Genomic DNA, 20,667 nt, shown 5'->3' with positions numbered 1-20,667 from the left:
TTTAAAATTTAGGAGCCAAAGACTTAAAAAACACATAGCCAAAACCTGCGCATAACATGGCGTGAAATGGGAAGAGACCAAAATCGCCTCCTTGGTCCCCAACAACAAAGGCACTGTACATACCAAAACCAAAGTATAGCATGAGTGCACCTTCAATTATTACATGTGCTGAAATCTTCTTTTTAATGTATTTGTTGTTTTTCCAAGAGTCTTTTAGGTTATTGATGTTGAATTTAGGAGTCCTGATAAAGGCACTTTTTTTACCTAAATGCCCTTCTAGAACTGCAATGGAATTGTGTAATGAAAAGCCCATGGCAATGGAGAAAAACACGAAAAACATTCCTATATAACCCATAAAGTTTTTAATGCCTTTGCCGTAGATGTTTCTATACATGACCCAATAACAGATAAAGAAAATAACCGTACTTAGCACAAAGAAGCTCATTACCAAAAAGTAAGGTTTTAAATGCTCATACTCATTTTTTATATACAGCATTGGAATACTTAAAACCCCCACAATTAGAATGTTTAAAAACATTGTGCTGTTAAGTAAATGCAGAAGTCCGTGAACCTTTGTCTTAGCCGAAATATTTTTATTTTTTAGAACCCGCCACATCATTTTTCTGAAGTTTTCAGCGCCTCCTTTGTTCCACCTAAATTGTTGTGAACGCGCTGCACTAATTACTACAGGTAATTCGGCAGGAGTTTCAACGTCTTCCAAGTATTTGAATTTCCAATTTTTTAATTGTGCACGGTAGCTGAGGTCTAGGTCTTCGGTTAAGGTGTCACCCTCCCAATTTCCAGCATCTAATATGCATTCTTTTCGCCAAATACCCGCTGTACCGTTAAAGTTGATAAAATGACCTTTGCTGTTACGGCCTACTTGCTCTAGTGTAAAATGCGCATCTAAAGCAAACGCTTGTATTCTTGTAAGTAGGGAATAGTTCCGGTTTATATGTCCCCAGCGTGTTTGTACAACACCTATTTCTTCATTTTTAAAATAGGGTACAGTACGTTTTAACCAATCAGGTTTTGGTAAAAAATCAGAGTCGAAAATAGCAATGAATTCACCTTTGGCAACTTCCAACCCCTCTTTTAACGCACCGGCTTTAAACCCAACTCGATTAACTCTCGTGATGTGTTTAATATCTAAACCTGTTTGCTGAAGTTTTTCAATATGAGTCAAGGTACTTTGCACCGTTTCATCTGTAGAGTCATCCAACACCTGTATTTCTAGTTTGTCTTGCGGATAATCAATTTTAGCTATGTTATCCAAAAGACGTTCCATAACATACATTTCGTTATACACGGGTAGTTGTATGGTTACATATGGTACTTCATTAGGGTTTGAAAAATCAAATTTTAACGAATTATCTTTTTTCTTAGCAGAAACATAATTGAATAATAAGTTCAGTTGGGCCAAAGCATACATGAAAATAAGCAAGATAGCAATGGTGTATATGACAATGATGATGCCTTCTATAATCATTATTTAAAACTGTATTTAAATATCCAACCTAATATTTTTACGCCTGCAAATATAGCTCCTTTCACGGTTCCTGATACTTTAGAAACTCCTATTCTGTTGCGATAATTCACCGGAATTTCAACATAACTTAATTTTTGCTTCAGAGCCTTAAGTTGCATTTCTACTGTCCATCCGTATGTTTTATCTTCCATTTCTAGCGCTAACAACTTGTCATATTTTATAGCTCTAAACGGACCTAAATCTGTAAACTTTGAACCAAACATAAGTTTCATTAAAAAGGTTGCCAGCCAATTCCCGAAAATTTGAGGACCTGTCATAGAACCTGCTTCTCTCAGTCGTTTTTCACGTGCACCAATTACAAAATCTTTGTCATCATTTATTATCGGCTCTACTATTTTTGTAAGTTCTTCGGGGTAATCAGAATAATCACCATCAAGAAAAACAATTATGTCTGGTTTAGCTGCTTTATTGGCAATGTAATCCATTCCTTTTAAACAGGCGTAACCATAACCTTTACGACTTTCTGTTAAAACGGTGGCGCCGGCATTTTGGGCATTTACCTCAGTGTCATCGGTAGAATTATTGCTTATTACAATTACTTCTTCAACTGTGTTTGGGATATCTTTAATAACGTTTCCAATAGAATCAGCTTCGTTATAAGCAGGAATGATGACGTTTATTTTGGGCATGAAAAGTTATTGTGATGCAAAAATACAATAAGCTATGTCGTTGGTCAAATTATGAACTAACAACATTTTTAAATTATTATAAAGAAAAAGAGCATGTATACATGCTCTTAGAAAAATTCTGTTTTGAGAAATTTAGGCTAAAACATGATTACAAATTGAAGCTACATGAGAGGCATCTGTACCGCAACAACCTCCAAAAATTGCTAATTCTGGTAAATGTGTTGTTAGGGTTTTATGCAATTGCCCCAATTCTTTTGGGTTTCCTCTGTCAACCTCTGTAGATTCATCTAATTCGGCATGACTTTTACAAGACGCGTTAGCGCGAATACCCTTGATTCTACATTTCCAGTTTGAGGATGTTTCAACTTTATCAATAAAGTGTGTTGGGTGGGCACAGTTTATCATGTAGTATAGAGGGTAGGTTTTGGTGGCTTTGTCAATTTTTTCTATGGCTTCTTTCAAACTTTCTCCACTTGGTAAATGTCCGTCGGTTTCAACAGTGAAAGATAGTACAACTGGCAAGTTGTTTGCTTTTGCCGCTTTTGCAATGCCTAAAGCCTCATTGCTATAAGTCATGGTTATGGCAGATACCAAATCTACTTTTTCATTTTTGAAAACTGACATTTGAAGTTTGTGATAGTCCTCTGCTTCCTTTGCTGACATAGTGTTTCGTATTAGATAACCATCGCGTCTTGGTCCTAACTGTCCGCTAATAAATATAGTTTCAATATCTCTTTTATATGTTGCTCTAAGACTATTCATTTGTTGAATAGCTAGTTTATTTACTCTTATTAAATCGTCTTTTGAATATCCTAGTTTGAAACCCCAATCTGGGTTCGCTCTCCAAGTTGGGCTCTCTAAGATATAGCCGGTTTGATGTTTTTTAGCCATGTCCATATATTCCCTATAATAAGATTCAAAGGTTTCCTGATATTTGGGATTTTCAATTAATGGAAATGCAGCAAAATGCGGTAAATCAATTCCTTTATTAAAAATTAAATCGGTTTCTAAACCTCCGTCTGTTAAAAAGATGGAGGCTTGAAGTTTTTCTAGGATGTGTAACATGATTTTAGACTTTAGATTTATTGATGTCTTGGAAAGTAAGCATCTCAACCACCTTAGCAGAGGCACCTTCATAAAACCCTGTTTCATGTTCGTAACCCTTGGGGTTTTTAAATGAACCAAAGATGATGTCGAATATTGGTAAATCAGAATAATTGTGTTTGTGAATTCCTTTGGCATGATGTACGGTATGGCTTTCCGGACGCTGAATAATATACCCTAACCAATGCGGTGTTTTAATATTCGTGTGTTGGAATATCCCCAAGAACATTGTACCCAATAACATGATAGTAACCGCTTGAGGGGTTACACCTACTAGAAGCGCTAAACAGATACTTCCTAAGAATGTGAATCCAATCATATCAAATAAACTAAAGTAAAAGGCGCCGTAAGTATCCATACGTTCTGCACTGTGATGCATTTGATGAAATAATCTCCAAAGAAAATCCGATTTGTGCATGGCTCTATGCCAGACAAAAACGCCTAATTCATAAAGTACAATGGCGAAAACACCACCACCAACATTTCCAAGACTTGTTAAGTCAAAGAATTGATATTGCGCTAAAATTGGGTCTGTTAACAAAGGTAAATACGATGATAAAAAGAAAAATACTGCAAAGGAAGTCATTCCTCTCAGTTTCCAGTTCTTAACTTTTGGTAATGGTCTAGCAGGGAATAAAGCTTCCCAGATAATTAAAAGAGCATACATTCCTAAAGCTATTAATGATATGGGGTCTAATAAAATTTCAAAAGGCGTTGGCATAATAATTCGTTTTTTGATTAATAATTCGCTTTTAACCTATAGGCGTAAGTTTTTGCCTTACGATGTAAGTTTTAAAAAAGAAAGATGTAAGTTGAGTTAATTAGAGTGCCCAATCCACTTCAATTTCAGGCTTGTATGAGCAGTAAGTACCTGTTTTAATTGACTTTGAAAGATGAGTGGCCAATTCGGGATGTGATTTCTCTATTTTTTTGACGCTGCTTCTTATACGCCAAGTTACGGCAGACCTTGCCTTTTCAATAGTAGAACCAACTTTTCGTGTTTTACCTGATAAACCTAATGACTGTGATAAATGGTCCAAAATGGTGTCGTATTCTTCTCTTAAAGATGAAACGCTTTCAATTTGATTTAGACTTTCGGCTTCAGCTATGTCTTCCTGTAATTCCTTAATGCGTTTATGATATTCAGCCTTTGCTTTATGATCAAAAGATACGGCATTACTACTTTCGTCAACCCCAGCATCCATTAAATCTAAACAATGAAACTCTTGATTGGTATGTGAGAGCAATTTGTAAATATCATGAAAGCCTTTAGCATCTTTTAGTATAATGTTTTTACCTAAATAATTCATCTCCCAAACATCACCTTTTAAAATAAATGAGGTTTCATGCACTGTGTTTTTATCATCACTTTTGTTAGTGTTAATAATCCGCTTTTCAGTTTTAATGAATTCAATCAAAGGTGTTAAGTAGGTGAAGTTTTTAAACGGATTAACCACTATTAGCCACTCCAATGCTTCTTCCAATAAAGTTTTTTTTCCAGAATACACAGCCTTTTCAAATAGTACCATATACTCATCCCAACAACGCCACATATTATCATAATCTTTGAGTTGTAAATAAGCTGCTGCCACAAATGCTGGATAATCAGTCCAGCTATTCATAGCTGTTTTTTTTGATAATTCTATACTGGTTTTAAAATCGCCTATACCTAAATAATAATTTGAACCATGTGCATAGTAATGATTAGAATGAAACGGATTTAACTCAATGGCCTTATGATAAAGTTTAACTGCTTCGTCATTATAACCTAAAAACATTAAAGAAAATGCCACTCTTAACAGATGTGAGCAATCATTAGAATTCATTCGTAACGATTTCCTCAAATAATGCTCTGCTTTTTCATATTCTCCAAAGTAAACGTAGGTTCTTCCTAAAACACCTAAGGCTGTATAATCGTTTCCATCAAGTTCAATGGCCTTTAATGCAAAATAGTGTGCTCCTTGCATGCTTTCATCCCAACGCTCCCAAAGTAAGCACGACCAAAAATTAAAATAGCTAAGTGATAACCCTGTATAAGCTAGTGAATAGTTAGGGTCTATTTCTAAGGCAGCGTTAAAATATTCACGTGCTTTTATGTCATTATCTTTTGAACCTTTTTGTAAAGTGTTCATACCTATGAGGTAATTCTCATAAGCTGCTAAATCGACCGAATTTTTCTTATAAGAATGAGATAGTAGATTATAGTTTATTTTTTCCTCCAGAACCGTAACTATTTGCTGTACCACATCATCCTGTGCTTCCAGAAGCGAATCAATAGATTCATCGTACTGATTTCCAAAAACTAGGCTTTGGTCTTCGGTTTTTATAAGCTGAATTGACATCCTAAGATTCTCATTTCTATGGCGTACGGTACCATAAACCAAATAATCTGCACCAAGTTGTTCAACTTCGTCTTTATTTGAAATATCTTTTGTTCTTAATGTTGAGTAGGATGATATAACGGATAATCCTATGAATTTGGAGAAGTGTGTGATGAGGTCTTCAGTAAAACCGAGAAAAAGCTGTTTTATGCGGTCCTCTTCACTCGTTATTTGAAACGGTAAAACAGCAATAGTGATATTCTTGTTTTTTGTCAGCACTTCGGAGTTTGGCTATTGATTTTAAAAAATCGAACTACTAAATTAAGAATTTAATCGATAGGGTTACTTTTGATTCACCAAATCCATCAAATCTACATCATTGCCTAACAGTACATCCGTTGGATTGATACGTCCTTTTTCAGGGCCATTTTCCAGTTTTAAAACACCTCTTGGGCAAACAGCAGAACAAATACCACAGCCTACACAACTAGCTCGCACAATGTTTTCACCTTTTTGAGCATAGGCTCTTACATCGATACCCTGTTCGCAATAGGTTGAACAATTACCACAAGATATGCACTGCCCTCCATTAGTAGTAATTCTAAACCTAGATTTAAAACGTTGAATAATTCCCATGTAGCCGGCTAGAGGACAACCAAATCTGCACCAAACTCTACTGCCTAACATAGGATAAAAACCAACTCCAATAACTCCAGAAAACATCGCTCCAATTAAAAAGCCATATGGTTTACTAAAATAAGTGTAAATGCTTAGTCCGAAGAACTCCCCGCTTCCTGTAAAGTAACCGTAAAGAACAGCTATTGTAACAATGAAAATAAAGACCATGATACTATGAATAAGCCAGCGTTCCAATTTCCAAGCAGATAGTTTTTTAGAGGATAAATGACGAAATGGATCACCAGCAGTTTCGGCTAAACCACCGCAGCCACAAACCCAAGAACAATACCATCGTTTTCCAACAAAATAGGTGATAATTGGTGTGAAAACTAAAAACATAAATATACCAACAACCAAATAAAACATGCCTAAAGTACCACCATTAACCATATTGTCAAGATGCCAAGACTCAAAGAAATAGTAGTTTAGTGGCCACATGTTTTTGATATCCTTAGCGAAATATGGAGTTTCTGTATTCAGTCCTTCTAAAATCTCAGGAATTAAATAGGCTAAAAAGAGTTGAGAAATAATGACAACAACGGTTCTAATTAGTTGATACCTGTTATGCCTGTATTTATACATGAATTTGATTCCCAAAGACAGAATAGCTAAAGTGTATAATGTTCCGTAAACAAACCATTGGCTGGCCGGTTGACCTTTAAAAAACATGCTAATGCTATCAAACATAACAACAAGTCCCGTGTTTTCTTCTCCGTTCATGCCTAATCCCAAATATTGAGGAAACCAATAAATCAATATGTAGAACAAGGTTAATATGATTCCTAAAAGCCATCCCCAAACACCTCTGTTTGATAAAGTTTTAAACCAAACATGGTTGTTTTTAATTCCTGGAACTTGTTTAATATAAGATTGTCTACCGTAAACAATGGAGCCCACTAATATTAGTGCAATGGAAACCAAAACAAAGACACTTTTGGGTTCTGAATGAAAATTAAAAGTAGCAAAGGCCAAAATGCCTACTCCAATAATTCCCATCCATAAACCAAGTTTTTGGAGGCTATCTAATGGTACTTTATGCGGATTTGAAACTGCAAAACTTGAATGCTTATCCATAACTATTTTTTAGGCGGTTAGGTTAAAAATGCGTTTCCAACTTTTCTTTTTTAACTGAATGTTGCTGCCATTCTCTTTGTTAAATTTGGCAACAATTTCAGGTTCGTGTAGTTTGTAAAACTCTGGGTCAAAATTAGCATCAGCTAAATGTTCTAAAACATAATCTACAGTTTTGTTTTCTGTTAACGCTTTATCAAAAAACTCATGACGCATTCTAATTCCTAGGTTGTTTATGCCAGTAAATACTCCGGTTTTCCTGTTAAAACTCATATGGATGCATTTTTTGCCACTTTCATGTTCCCAATAAAAATGGGTTTCATTGTCTTTAGGTTGCGCCAAAACCCATCCGTAGGTTTGATATTCAATATCAAAAAATTTGGCTGAGTTAAACCAGTGCCCGGGTTTATATTCAATGCGGTTACCACAAATAGTTTGCGCCACCGTTTCTCCCATCATACGCCCCGTATACCAAACGGCTTCAATGGGTCTCCGACTACCAATTGGGTCGTGTTGTTCGGCACAATCGCCAATAGCATATACATCTGTAATATTGGTTTCTAAAAACCTATTTACTTTTACACCGCGTTCAGTTTCAATGTCGCTTTCCTTTATAAAATCAATGTTAGGAGATACTCCGGCAGTTAAACCAACTAAATCACAATTAATTTCTTCTCCGGTTTCTTCTATAATTACCGATTTTACTTTTCCGTTTTCTTCAGGTTTTATTTCTTTTAGATTAACCCCTAATCGTAAATCAATACCATTGCTTATAATCTCTTTATTAATCATTTCAGATTCTTGTTCTGGAAAGACCTTGTTCCAAAAGCTGGTTTCTCTTACTAAAAAAGTAACGGGAATATGTCTTGAATGTAGCATTTCGGCCAATTCAATTCCAATCAATCCACCACCGACTATCACGGCTCGTTTACAAACTTTATTATTAGGAGCAAACTTCTCAAGGTTTTCTAAATCTTGTTTGTGATACATGCCCATAACACCATCTAAATCTTGTCCGGGCCAACCAAATTTATTAGGCTTACTACCTGTTGCAATAATCAATTTATCATATTGTAAAGATTCTCCGTTTGAGAAATGAAGCGTTTTGCTTTTTGTTTCAACGGTTTTAACAAAACCTTTTTTCAAGTCGATTTTGTTCTTCTTCCAAAACCAATTTTCATAAGGTTGCGTATGCTCAAACTTCATATGTCCCATGTATACATACATCAGTGCTGTACGGGAAAAGAAATAATCGGTTTCAACAGAAACTATAGTGATTTTTTTATCGGATAGTTTTCTAATATGTCTGGCAGCCGTTACTCCAGAAACACCATTTCCTATAATAACAATGTGGTCCATTTTTTGAGATTTATGATCTATTAGGTCGAAACTAAAGATAAGAACTTAATGTGACCTGTGTAAATTTAGAACCAATTCAAATTAAGTATCTTGTGTAAGGAATCAACTGAAAGGTAGACGTCAAAATCTTTTTTATGTATTTGTAAGTTAGCTAACATTCTATTCGACAGAGGAGTTGTTACTTTGTGAAAACTAAATATAATTATGAAGAAAATAGTTGTTTTATTAACCCTTTTTATTGCTTTTTCTGGTTGGTCTCAAAGTGAGGCAGATTTTTTTAAAAAAGCCAATGCGTTTTTTGAAACCTATGTAAATAATGGAAAAGTAGCCTATGCAAAACTTCATAAAGATTCAAAAGATTTAGACGATGTATTAAGTCTTGCAAAATCAATTTCGACTTCAAAAGATAAAGCTGATTCGTATCAAGCGTTTTGGATTAATTCGTATAACTTATCAGTTATAAAAGGTATTATTGATAATTACCCTACTAATTCGCCATTAGATAATGCTGGTTTTTTTGAGAAGACTAAGTACGATTTGGGTGGAAACAAAATCACTTTAAATGAAATCGAACATAAATTATTAAGAGCTCAGTTTGAAGATCCTCGCTTTCATTTTGTACTGGTGTGTGGCGCAATTGGTTGTCCGCCATTAATCAATAAGGCATATTTACCTGAGACTTTAGATGAACAATTAGAAACTCAAACAAAAATTGCTTTAAACAGTACGTTTTTAAAAGTGGATAATAAGAAAAAACGTGTGGCTGTATCTCAAATAATGGAGTGGTATAAGGAAGATTTTAGAATGAATGGAACCACCGAAATTGATTTTATAAATAAATACCGAACAGATAAAATTCCAAATAATTTTAAAGTAAGATACTTTCCTTACAATTGGAAAGTCAATGAACAATAATTTAAAAACAAATTCATGACAAGATTTTTTACATTTCTATTTATAGTATCAATTGCTTTTACCGGATTTTCACAAGAAGAGCAAGAAGAAACAAAAAGTAATATCCAAACCTATACGCCTTCTAAGCTTTTGAAAAAAGGGCAATGGGATATTAAATGGTTTAACAATTTATATACGGAAACCAAATCAAGAAATAATGGAGTAAAGACGGATAAGAACAGAGAAACTTATTTCACCTCAAGCTTTGATATCTTTACTGGAGTATCTGAAAATAGCACCTTTAATATAGGCTTGTTATTTGATATTAGATCTAATGTCGTAGGTGGTAGGAGCGCTTTAGATGTGTTTTCATTTGATGGAGAAAGTGGTACTGCCCGTTCTGGTTTTACTTCTGTTGCTCCGGTTATTAAATTTAATCCTATTAAAAATGTTGGAAATTTTACCGTACAATCTGCGTTTCATATTCCATTACTTGGAGAAGAATCAGATGCCCAAGGTGTATTTTTAGATCAAACTGCCTATACATTCCAAAATCGGTTTTTTTATGATTATACATTGCCAAGTGGAGATTGGCAGTTGTTTACCGAGTTAAATACAGAATATAATTTTGGCGATGATTCTAGTTTCGCTAATAATACATTTGTTTTGTCTCCTGGGGTTTTTATGAGCTACTTTCCTAGTGGAAAATCAACGGTTTTAGGTTTCGTACAACACTTCCAGAGAGTAGGAGATTTTGAACAAGATTTTACTGCTCTAGGATTTGGTGGTAAGTACCAGATAACAGATGTTTTAAACCTTGAATTGTTGTATAGCAAATTTGTTAGAGGTAATGATACAGGGCTTGGAAACTCATTTAATATTGGCTTAAGAGCATTATTTTAATGTATAAATAGTAAATTAGGGTCGGAAAACACTAATATGAAACTATACAGACTCTTTATTTTATTTGTATTGTCTTGTCAATCTTGTAATGCTCAGATTGAAAAAATTAACGGAGTAAGTTTTGTTGCTTCACGAGAGGCTATCAACCAAAATCATGTAAAACCTGTGGTTAGTGTAAATGCTAATTACGCTTCAGTAATGCCGTTTGGGTTTTTAAGAACTGTTGATAATCCTAATGTTGTTTATGGTGGTGAACGTCAATGGTATGGAGAAACCAAAGAAGGTACCAAACAATACATTGAAGAGCTTAGAAAACAGCATATAAATATTATGCTCAAACCACAAATTTGGGTATGGCGGGGTGAGTTTACGGGTTATATAAAAATGAATTCTGAAGAAGATTGGAAAACTTTAGAAGCATCCTACTCAAAATTTATTTTAGATTATGCCCAATTAGCTGAAGAGCTCAAGGTTAAATTGTTTTGTATTGGTACAGAACTAGAAACTTTTATTGATAATAGACCAAACTACTGGTTAAACCTGATAAAGGAAATAAGAAAAATTTATAAAGGAAAACTAACCTATGCCGCCAATTGGGATGAATTTAAGAGAACACCGTTTTGGCGAGAGTTAGATTTTATAGGTGTTGATGCCTACTTTCCAGTGAGTGATGATAAAACGCCATCTTATGATGACGCTTTAAAAGGATGGAAAGCACATTTACCTGAGATTAGGAAAAGGCATGAGGCATTTGATAAGCCTATTTTGTTTACGGAGTTCGGATATAGAAGTGTAGATTTCACAGGTAGAGAACCCTGGAAAAGTGATAGAAGTATGAATCAGGTTAATTTAGATGGTCAAACCAATACCACAAAAGCCTTATTTGAAACTTTTTGGAAGGAAGATTGGTTTGCTGGTGGTTTTATTTGGAAATGGTATCATAATCATGAAAAAGCTGGTGGAACCGAGAATACCAGATTTACACCTCAAAATAAACCGGTTGAAGCAATAATTAAAGCACACTATGCAGTATATAAGTAGATTAAAATACTTATTTGTTTTTGTTATGATTTGGTCCTGTACCAATTCAGATGATGAGGTCTTAACCTCATTGGTTTCTTATTTGCAAGGGAAAAGTATTGAGCAAGGAGGAGTTATTGCTTGTGCAGCTAGTGATAAAACTACTGGAGAAATTCTAACCTTTTATTATCCTAAAGCTGGAGCTTCCAATATTAAATATTTCGAAACTGAAAACACGGTTGTAGATGGTGATGATTATTCAAACTACACCTTAGTTTCACTTCCAAACGCACCAGTTTTTAATGGCTATTTAGGTAAGTTTACACATGCTTCATCTCATGAAAAATGGATGATAGTTACATTTGAATTGGAAGGGGAAATAAAAGTTTCTAACCCTATTCGCTCTAAGCAAATTACAAAAGAATCGGTTTGGAATGACCAAGTAACAATTGATCAATCACAATCAATGATGCCAAATTTTATGTGGGCTGATGACCCAGTTGGTGATAATGCTATTTATTTTCAAGTGGTTATAGATGAGCAGAATAATTTGTTGTCTGGTACTTACACATATGATAATTACTTTCAATATTACAATACTTCTAATGTTGTGCTTAATGTAACAACTCAAAATCCACCAGATTTAATGGTTGGTAGTACATATAATTTCGTTTTAATGGATGTAAGTGAAGATAATTGGGTAAATTGGATGGTAGAAAAATCGTTTCAAGCCCAATGATTCAAAAATATTTTTACTGTGTCCTTTTTCTATTAGTTTGTTCTTTAAGTTTTTCCCAAAATAATGTTGTTGCAGATATTAAGGTGCAGGGGAACAAAAGACTTAAAACCTCTTTTGTAAAGAAAATAGCTTCCGTAAAACCAAATATGCCATTAGATTCTTTAAGGCTTGATGAAGATATGGAAACGCTTAAACGGTTACCATCTGTATCTCACGCCTATTATCACGTATATAAAACAGATGAAGGTTCCTATGACATTGTTTATAATATTGAAGAAAGCTTTACACTAATACCATCACCAAGTATATATACCACAAATAATGATGAGTTTGCTTTTAGAATTGGCCTTACTGAGTTTAATTTATTAGGAAGAAATATTGGTTTGGGAGCTTTTTATCAGCATGATGTTTATGATTCTTATGCCGTTAATTTTAGAGCACCATTTTTGTTTTCAAGGCGATTTGGGCTTGCCTTTAATTATCAAGATTTAACCACCTTAGAACCTGTGTTTTTTAATAATGACTCTGCTGATTATAAATATAATAATGAATCTGTAGAGTTGCTTGGGCTTTACAAGATAGATTTTAAAAATAGAGTGGAAGTTGGAGCAAACTATTTTACTGAAAATTACAGTTATGTGTCTGGAGCAACTGATCCAAACGTTCCGCAAGGGTTAAATGTACACAAATGGTTGGCTAAATTTATTTATGAACATAACAATCTCAAATATCATTATCAGTATGTTTCTGGGTTTAGGAATGTGTTTAATTTTCAATATGTTACTTCTACTAATGATATGTTACCTGATTTCCACATTGCTTGGGATGACTTGTTTTATTTTAAGCGCATAGGTACTAAAGGGAATTGGGCTAACCGTATGCGCATAGGTATCTCAACAAACGATAAAACACCGTTTGCACCCTTTTCTGTAGATAATAATATCAATATTAGAGGTGTAGGAAATACTATAGATAGAGGAACAGGTTCTATCGTTTTTAATACCGAATATAGGCACACCTTGGTAGATAAGCACAACATAGTGTTACAAAGTAATGTATTTGTAGATAGTGGTACATGGCGTTTACCAGGAGGTTCCTTAAGTAATTTTACAGACAGTAATAATATTAAGGTTTATACTGGTTTAGGTTTTCGTGTTATTCACAAAAAAATATTTAATGCCATTTTTAGGCTAGATTATGGTGTTGGCCTTACGCAAGATGCTACCCGTGGTATTGTGTTTGGTATTGGCCAGTATTTTTAGTTTTATTATTTGGGCGTTACCCACAAGGGGTCGGGCTTTCGGCAGTCGCTCCCTTCTTCGTCGGGGAGCTTCACAAATGCCTCAATCCCTAACGCATTTTACAGTAGGTTAACAAATCAATAAATCTTTTGTTCAAGTTTTCATAATTCAAGTAAACCCTTAGTTTTGCAAAAAATTTGTTTTAGTAATGCGAACAATTGCAATTGGTGATATTCATGGCGGATTAAAAGCCTTAATTCAAGTATTAAATAATGTTGAGGTAAAAGATGAAGATAGTCTAATCTTTGTAGGCGATTATGTTGATGGATGGAGTGAAGCTGCTCAGGTCATTCAATTTTTAATAGAACTATCAGGAACCATAGATTGTATTTTTATTAAAGGCAATCATGATGTTTGGGCAGAAGAATGGTTAAGAAGCGGTGAAGTAAACCCAACTTGGTATATGCACGGCGGTAAAGAAACTATGGAAAGTTATGATGGCTTTACCGAAGACCAAAAGATAGCCCATTTAACCTTCTTTGAAAATATGAAAATGTATCATATTGATGCAGAAAACAGATTGTTTTTACATGCCGGATTTACATCTATGCACGGTGTAGAAAAAGAAGTGTTTCAAACTACTTTATATTTTGATAGAACCCTTTGGGAAATGGCTACAACCATGGATAAACGCATTGAGAAAAACTCAGAGCTCTATCCAAAACGTTTAAAACATTACAAAGAAATTTATATTGGTCATACCCCAACAATCCATTACAATTCTATGACACCAATGCAAGCTATTAATGTATGGAATATAGATACAGGCGCTGCTTTTACAGGAAAGTTGTCAGCCATAGATATTGATACTAAAACATTATGGCAAAGTGATGAGTTGCCATCGTTATATCCAGATGAGAAGGGGAGGAATAAATAATTAATCTATACTCTTAAAATCTTTAATAGCCTGATTAGGTTCAATAACGTTATGCCCTTCCCAAAATTTAGGGTCGTACGCTGGTAAATAGGTGGGGCTCACATTTGGTGTTTCAGTATAAGCAGAGAAAGTGGCGTTATCTATAGATTCACTTTCAAAAACCACCAACTCTTTTCTAGTAATATTAGACATAATAAAATGCAAATCGGTTGATAATTCATTCTGCTTTCTTCTGCCTTTTACATTTTTGTTTTTTTCAATAATTTTTAGTGGGCGTTTAATACCAAAATTATTTTCATTTTCAGATTCGGCATATTTCAAAGTATAAACACCTGTGCCATTTTTAGAATATATTAAAGTACCATTGTGTGTTTTTTCCTGATATGATATACCTAAAAGTCTAAAATTTCTTATTGGTTTTATGTTTTCATAATCAACTCTTATAATGGCAAAATCATCAGTGTTTATGTATAATGTGCCTTTGTAATCAGCACCTCGTTTTGGTTCAAAACTCATTTTGTAAACAAAATTGTTGTTTAAAAAAAGGTAATCTAGAATCTCAAAATCATACTTTTTAGATTTTTCCAAGAAATTTAAATGAGAGTCTTCAAAAATAAAACTGTCATGCTTAAGATTGGTAATTGTACGCTTTCTATATTTTAAAAAGTTCTCTTTACGTTCTTGTTCACGTTTTTTCTGTTCTTTTAAAAAGGCTTCGGTCTGTTCTTTTTCTTTTTTCACTTTATTGTCTGCACTATCAAAGAATGAAGAATCAATTTCTTCTTTGGTTCCGAAAATACCAGATTTAATCTTAAAATAGGAGTCTCGTTTAATGTGTTTTTTAAAGATGTCATTAAAGCGTTTTTCAAGACCTTCAAAAGAGACTTCTTTTTTCTTATCATATAAATGAGAGGCCTTAATAATATCTAATTTATTGGTTTCTTCTTCTGCAGATTTAGTGAATAGTTCGCCTAATATTTCGGTGTAATCATCAGCTTCTTTAGGCATAATAGTCATAATACTATCTATAAACTTTTGATTGAATTCGGGAATTGTAGATTCTTTAACATCAATGCTGTTTTTGGTGATTTTATTAAAGTAGGACTCTCGATAAAAGAGTTTGCTTTTATCAAAATCAAAACCATAATTCATCTTTAGATTTTGGTTAACCTTTTCAATGATTTCTTCTGTTGTAAAGGTTTTGTTTGATACAAGAACTTCATCTAGCTCAATAGATTTTTGACTTAAAAAAATAATGTTGTCTGTAAAATCCAAAACCGGAATAGATTTATTTCTATACCCTAAACAACTAATGAATAAAGAATCTTTGGTGGAAATTTTCTTTTTAAAGTGAATTTGAAAATCACCATTACTATTACTAATAACACCAGATTTTTTACCAAAACTAATATTTGCAAAAGCAATGGGTTTTTGGTTTGTCGAATCAATTAATTTGGCACTAATAGACTCTTGGGAAAATGAAAAAGTTGAGGTTACTAAACAAAGTAGAATAGTTATGGAATACTTCATTGGTTTTATTTTGCAGTGAATTGAAGTCATTACAAAAAGAAGACCTGAGAATTAACTTTTTGTTACATCAGTTTTATGATTTTTTAACAAGAACGTGTTTTAAATAATAGTTGTTTAAAGTCTGAGCCTCAGCTCCCAACCACTTTCTTAAATGAATGTTCCAATAGTGAAATTGTAATTTCCAAACACCGTGAGCAGAATAACATCTAGGAGAAGTTATAAGCCATTCTTGAATAACTACAAACTGTTTCTGTTTATAAAGCTTGCTAATTAAATCATTATCTTCATAAATTATATATTTCTCATTATAACAACCAATATCATTAAATAGTGATTTGGTTACAAACTGACTTTGGTCTCCGCCACGTGCAATACGCCATGGAAATTTAGTTAACCAACCAGCTATCTTTAGCCACCAATGGTTACTGTTAAATTTCATTCTAAAACAGCCTGCTTCATTACCTTTTTCTACTTCGCCTATTATAAGTTGGTCAAAATGTTTGGGTGGAATTGAATCTGCATGTAAGAAATAAAGAATATTTCCAGTAGCATTTTTTGCTCCTAAATTCATTTGTTTTGCACGCCCTTTTTCAGAATGAATAAGCTGGATAACGATGTCCTCTTTCGCGGTTTGTTGGTTTATTGTAGGTAGTAACTGTTTTCTGGTTATTGTGAATGATTCTATTATTTTTTTAGTGCTATCATTACTGCCGCCATCCACAATTATAATTTCTGAGATGTTTTTTTTTGAAGAATTATTCAAAAGATGAATGAGGAGCTGTTTAATATGCGCCGCTTCATTTAAAGTAGGTATAATGATTGAAATATTATTCATTCAGATCCCAGTTATAGTCCATAAAACTCTTTTTTGCTTTATTGGAAATTTGAAACTTAGAATATTGATTTAAAAAATCAATTAAAGAGCCCTTTTTTTTAAAATCTTTAGCAAACCACTGAAACAATTTTGAAATATGAATCTTATCTTTAGATAAATTGTTCTTAGAGCTATCATTTAAAAAATCATTAGTGGCCTTGGTTAGTTGTTCCTCTAAGTTGACTTGTGTGAAAGCTTTATTTTGCAATTTAGGACAAGAAATTGAGGCGCAATTAATGGCAAAATGAATTCTTGGTTCATCCATTTTTCTCAAAATTTGATGCTCAATTTCATCTAAATTATACCATTTGTCTCCCAATTTCCAATAGCGCTGCTTCCAAGGATTTTTGATGTTTTTTATACTTTTAACAGGATGGTTTCTAAGAATTAAGTCTACAGTGAAAACATTGTAAGCATTAATCCAATAAGCTAGTTTTTGCTTTTGTGAAAGGATATTGAAACTTTCATGCTGATAGATTAAGTTTAAAATATGAATGTAGCCATAGAAATCTTCTTTTTCCGATTTAAGACCCTGGTAATCAACTTTGCCATCTTCTGAAACATACTTTTGTAAAAGTTCGTTCCATAAATCATGAGAACTAATAGTTCTTTTGGTTACTATCTGATTAAACTCGTGATTTTCTGTATTAACTTTTTGAGTTTCTTCTATTGGAATTTCAATTGTGTCTTTAATAACTTCAACTATACCATCAGCAGTTTTTTCTGCATTAATTGTTGTTTTCTCGGTTTCTTCTTTAGCAATTATGTCTTTATTTACTTTACAAGACGCGAAACAACATATAATAAAAAGGAGGCATAAAAAACGCATGGTAAATTAAAATCTAGCAACATCCACCACCATCATAATGATAGTTAGATTCGCTAATAAAAATATCGTCTCTATTTAAGGCAGCTAAATTAGCTGCAGTTTTATCGCATATGGCTAATGGCTGGTTTTTTAGTAAAATATGTCCAGCATTATCATCAACAAAATCATCATCGCCAAAATAGATAGCTGCTTTACCAGTGAAAATGCATGGTCCGTCTGCTGGCATTGGGTCTTTTATAGCCGCAACTTCTATAGATTCTATATAAATCAATTCTTCAGTTTCATAATGCTTTGGGCTTAAAACTCTATAAGGTTTTCTGGCTCTAATCTCTATGGTTCCAAAACCAGCACCGGTCAGCATTTTAACGTATTCTTTTATAGGTAGACTTCCGCTAAGGCATAAAGCACGTAGCCTATCATCATTACGTAGTGCATCACTCATAGGTTGCTCACATGTAGGGTCACTCATTACTAAACGGCCATGAGGTTTTAAAACACGATACATTTCAGTAATGGCCTTTTTTAAATCCTCTTCTTTGAAAATATTAAACAAACAATTCTGTGCCGCAACATCAACACTATTATCCTCAACAGGAAGATTTAATGCGTCTCCTTTTAGTAAATCAATAAAGTCACTTTTAAACCAAGGGTTTAAGTCTTCGGCTTCTTTAAAGTTTTTACGGGAAGCTTCTAGCATCTCATCAACCACATCAATACCAATAACACCACTTTTTTCACGATTAAAATATGAGAATTGTAACAGCTCCATACCACCACCAACACCTACATATAACATTTTTGGATTGTTTGATAAGTCTCGAGCATGCACCGTGGAGCCACAACCATAATTCATTTCCTGCATGATTTTCGGAATTTTTAATCCAGGTAATTCCCAAATAGGATTTGTGGTACAACACAAGCCTACATCTGGGGTTAAGGCAGCTTCTTTATATACGTCTTTTGTGGTTTCTAAGTAACTCATGTTTTAGTGTTCAGTTGGCAGTCTTCAGTCTACAGTTAGCAGTTATACGGGTGATTACTGGAAACTTGATACTGTTTACTAGTTAAAGTGTTCTAATCAATTCTTTAAATAGTGTTATCATATTTGGTTCTGCCTTGGCAGCATTTGCAATGATATCTTCAATATTTATTGGTTCTAAGTTATCTGGGTCGCACTCATCTGTTAAAACTGACACCGCTGCCACTTTTAATTTTAGATGATTAGCCACTATAACTTCTGGAACGGTACTCATGCCAACAGCGTCTGCACCAATAAGTTTTAGCATACGGTATTCTGCTCTAGTTTCTAATTGAGGTCCAAGAACGGAAACATATACTCCTTTATGTAGTGTGATGTTGTTTTGTTTAGCTATAGATTCAAATTGTGAGTTTATTTCAGCATCATAAGGTGCACTCATGTCTGTAAAGCGCTCACCTAATAGTTCAACGCCTCGAAAAGCCAAAGGCGATTTTCCTTGTAGATTGATGTGGTCATCAATCAGCATTAACTCACTTTTTTTGAAGTTTAAATTGATGGCGCCTGCAGCATTTGAAACCAATAGGGTTTTTATGCCTAATTTTTCCATGATTCTAACTGGATATGTGACATCTTGCAATGAGTAGCCTTCATATAAATGAAATCGCCCTTGCATAACAATTACTTTTTTACCACTTAATTTACCGTAAATAAGTTTGCCTTTATGAAATTCTACCGTTGCTGTTGGGAAGTTTGGAATGTGATTGTAGCTTACCTGTTTAATGATGTCAACATCATCAATTAATTGTCCTAAACCCGTTCCTAAAATGATACCAACTTCGGGACTTTCAAATCCTTTGTCTCTTAGGTATTCAACAGTTTCTTCTATATGCTTAATCATTTAATTGTTTGATTTTATCTTGTAATTTTACATTCAATTTATAAAAGCTTGAGGCTTCTAAGTCTTTGTATGTATCTATGTCGTTTAAAGTTTCTAAAGTAGTAAATGTAGTGCTATTTCTAGTTAATTCGTTTAAGGTTTCTTCAAGTAAATTAGCTTGACTCCAAGGTTTATCCTGAAAAATTATGTTATTCATTTTTGACATGCCAACTAGATAATAACCACCATCTGCAGCAGGTCCAAAAACAGTGTCTTTTTCTTTTAATGCTAAAAATCCTTTCTCAATATGTTTTGCTTTAATTTCAGGTAAGTCAGATCCAATTAAAATTATATGATTGTAGCCATAATTAAAACCATCATTAAATGCATTTTTCATTCGGTCTCCTAAATCCATCCCATTTTGAATTGACTTTGAATAGCCAATCCATTCTGAATCAACTATGGCATCAGAAAAATATATATGCACATCGGTTGTGATAGAATCTATAACGTTCTTTGTGATTGCCACAAGTTCTTTATAAACTTCAAAAGCGGCTTCATTACCAATGGTTTTGGCTAAACGTGTTTTAACCTTTCCAAGTTTTATGTTTTTCACAAAAACAATAACTAGTTCTTTACTCATAAATCTTTTCGCCTTGATTTAGCCACTTGCTCCAATCTTTTGAAAAGGTATGAACCTTTTCAGTTTCGTCGCCTTTAGGGTTGTAAACAGGGTTGTCTTGATTTTTCCATTCAAAAATTCCTCCATAAAGATTAAAGACATTTTTATACCCCGCCTTTTTTAGTTTTTCCGCAATGTCTTCGGAGCGAATACCTAAGGAGCAATACACAACAACCATAGAGTCTTTATTTGGAATTTGTAGAGAAGTAGAATCTATGTTAAAGAAATCATACCCAACACAGATAGCATCTTTTAAATGACTGGTTGCATATTCCTTTAATTCTCTAGCATCTAAAAGAATAATATTTGTAGGGTATGATTTCAATTCCTCTACATAAATATACGGAATACTTTCGTTGTTATGCTTTTTAAGTAGTTTAGATAGGTTTTTTTGTGAAAACCCATAAACTGAACTCATTAAAAACAGAAAAAGAATGGTCCTTTGCATGAT

The 20,667-nt window shown here is 33.7% G+C and carries 20 protein-coding genes; 6 read left to right on the top strand and 14 right to left on the bottom strand.

The genetic code is table 11. The features are described 5' to 3' along the window. Position 1 precedes the first annotated feature (1 nt). From FUA22_RS08540 to FUA22_RS08510, 7 genes are all read right to left on the bottom strand, one after another. Positions 2–1,489 carry a cellulose synthase family protein gene (locus FUA22_RS08540; protein WP_147767551.1) on the bottom strand — a complete coding sequence of 496 codons (1,488 nt, stop codon included), beginning with the start codon at positions 1,487–1,489 and terminating at the stop codon, positions 2–4. Further along, entirely contained in the window at positions 1,489–2,178 is a 690-nt protein-coding gene (locus FUA22_RS08535) for a glycosyltransferase family 2 protein (RefSeq protein ID WP_147767550.1), read from the bottom strand. Before FUA22_RS08535 ends, FUA22_RS08540 begins: the two co-directional genes overlap by 1 nt. Positions 2,179–2,310: 132 nt before the next feature. Beyond that, the gene (locus FUA22_RS08530) at positions 2,311–3,243 is read right to left on the bottom strand and encodes a homocysteine S-methyltransferase family protein (RefSeq protein WP_147767549.1); all 933 of its coding nucleotides are present in this window, start codon (positions 3,241–3,243) and stop codon (positions 2,311–2,313) included. A gap of 4 nt (positions 3,244–3,247) precedes the next feature. After that, entirely contained in the window at positions 3,248–4,003 is a 756-nt protein-coding gene (locus FUA22_RS08525; RefSeq protein WP_147767548.1) for a sterol desaturase family protein, read from the bottom strand. Positions 4,004–4,103: 100 nt separating this feature from the next. Then, a complete protein-coding gene (locus FUA22_RS08520) occupies positions 4,104–5,882 on the bottom strand; it encodes a tetratricopeptide repeat protein (RefSeq protein WP_147767547.1) in 1,779 nt (592 codons plus the stop codon). A gap of 63 nt (positions 5,883–5,945) precedes the next feature. Beyond that, on the bottom strand, positions 5,946–7,355 hold the full coding sequence (locus tag FUA22_RS08515; protein WP_147767546.1) for a 4Fe-4S binding protein: 1,410 nt from the start codon (positions 7,353–7,355) through the stop codon (positions 5,946–5,948). 9 nt (positions 7,356–7,364) lie between these two features. After that, complete coding sequence (locus tag FUA22_RS08510; protein WP_147767545.1) at positions 7,365–8,711, bottom strand: NAD(P)/FAD-dependent oxidoreductase; 1,347 nt, start codon at positions 8,709–8,711, stop codon at positions 7,365–7,367. A 204-nt stretch (positions 8,712–8,915) separates the two neighbouring features. Here FUA22_RS08510 and FUA22_RS08505 point away from each other — a divergent pair, with 204 nt between their 5' ends. The 6 genes from FUA22_RS08505 to FUA22_RS08480 all read left to right on the top strand — a co-directional run bounded on the left by FUA22_RS08505 (position 8,916) and on the right by FUA22_RS08480 (position 14,445). Then, entirely contained in the window at positions 8,916–9,626 is a 711-nt protein-coding gene (locus FUA22_RS08505; protein WP_147767544.1) for a DUF547 domain-containing protein, read from the top strand. A gap of 15 nt (positions 9,627–9,641) precedes the next feature. Then, positions 9,642–10,508, top strand: a complete 867-nt coding sequence (locus tag FUA22_RS08500) for a hypothetical protein (RefSeq protein WP_147767543.1) — start codon at positions 9,642–9,644, stop codon at positions 10,506–10,508. Between the two features lie 36 nt (positions 10,509–10,544). Beyond that, complete coding sequence (locus FUA22_RS08495) at positions 10,545–11,549, top strand: glycoside hydrolase family 113 (protein WP_147767542.1); 1,005 nt, start codon at positions 10,545–10,547, stop codon at positions 11,547–11,549. Continuing rightward, positions 11,533–12,267, top strand: a complete 735-nt coding sequence (locus FUA22_RS08490) for a hypothetical protein (protein WP_147767541.1) — start codon at positions 11,533–11,535, stop codon at positions 12,265–12,267. The genes FUA22_RS08495 and FUA22_RS08490 overlap by 17 nt, the downstream gene beginning before the upstream one ends. After that, positions 12,264–13,529, top strand: a complete 1,266-nt coding sequence (locus FUA22_RS08485) for a POTRA domain-containing protein (RefSeq protein WP_147767540.1) — start codon at positions 12,264–12,266, stop codon at positions 13,527–13,529. The genes FUA22_RS08490 and FUA22_RS08485 overlap by 4 nt, the downstream gene beginning before the upstream one ends. Positions 13,530–13,716: 187 nt before the next feature. Further along, complete coding sequence (locus tag FUA22_RS08480; RefSeq protein WP_147767539.1) at positions 13,717–14,445, top strand: metallophosphoesterase family protein; 729 nt, start codon at positions 13,717–13,719, stop codon at positions 14,443–14,445. Here FUA22_RS08480 and FUA22_RS08475 read toward each other — a convergent pair whose 3' ends face one another. The 7 genes from FUA22_RS08475 to FUA22_RS08445 form a co-directional block, all read right to left on the bottom strand. Continuing rightward, a complete protein-coding gene (locus FUA22_RS08475; protein ID WP_147767538.1) occupies positions 14,446–15,975 on the bottom strand; it encodes a carboxypeptidase-like regulatory domain-containing protein in 1,530 nt (509 codons plus the stop codon). Positions 15,976–16,048: 73 nt separating this feature from the next. Beyond that, positions 16,049–16,810, bottom strand: a complete 762-nt coding sequence (locus tag FUA22_RS08470) for a TIGR04283 family arsenosugar biosynthesis glycosyltransferase (RefSeq protein WP_147767537.1) — start codon at positions 16,808–16,810, stop codon at positions 16,049–16,051. Further along, the gene (locus tag FUA22_RS08465) at positions 16,803–17,678 is read right to left on the bottom strand and encodes a DUF547 domain-containing protein (protein WP_147767536.1); all 876 of its coding nucleotides are present in this window, start codon (positions 17,676–17,678) and stop codon (positions 16,803–16,805) included. Before FUA22_RS08465 ends, FUA22_RS08470 begins: the two co-directional genes overlap by 8 nt. A 13-nt stretch (positions 17,679–17,691) precedes the next feature. Then, a complete protein-coding gene (arsM, locus tag FUA22_RS08460; RefSeq protein ID WP_147767535.1) occupies positions 17,692–18,660 on the bottom strand; it encodes an arsenosugar biosynthesis arsenite methyltransferase ArsM in 969 nt (322 codons plus the stop codon). 82 nt (positions 18,661–18,742) lie between these two features. Then, complete coding sequence (locus tag FUA22_RS08455; RefSeq protein WP_147767534.1) at positions 18,743–19,555, bottom strand: purine-nucleoside phosphorylase; 813 nt, start codon at positions 19,553–19,555, stop codon at positions 18,743–18,745. Next, positions 19,548–20,177, bottom strand: coding sequence for a TIGR04282 family arsenosugar biosynthesis glycosyltransferase (locus FUA22_RS08450; RefSeq protein WP_147767533.1), 630 nt, complete (start codon positions 20,175–20,177; stop codon positions 19,548–19,550). The genes FUA22_RS08455 and FUA22_RS08450 overlap by 8 nt, the downstream gene beginning before the upstream one ends. Then, positions 20,170–20,664 carry a rhodanese-like domain-containing protein gene (locus FUA22_RS08445; protein ID WP_147767532.1) on the bottom strand — a complete coding sequence of 165 codons (495 nt, stop codon included), beginning with the start codon at positions 20,662–20,664 and terminating at the stop codon, positions 20,170–20,172. The genes FUA22_RS08450 and FUA22_RS08445 overlap by 8 nt, the downstream gene beginning before the upstream one ends. Positions 20,665–20,667: the final 3 nt, after the last annotated feature.

It is taken from the genome of Seonamhaeicola maritimus (assembly GCF_008056315.1).
GTDB classification, from domain to species: Bacteria; Bacteroidota; Bacteroidia; order Flavobacteriales; family Flavobacteriaceae; genus Seonamhaeicola; species Seonamhaeicola maritimus.
This window is presented reverse-complemented; position numbering and strand designations above follow the sequence as displayed.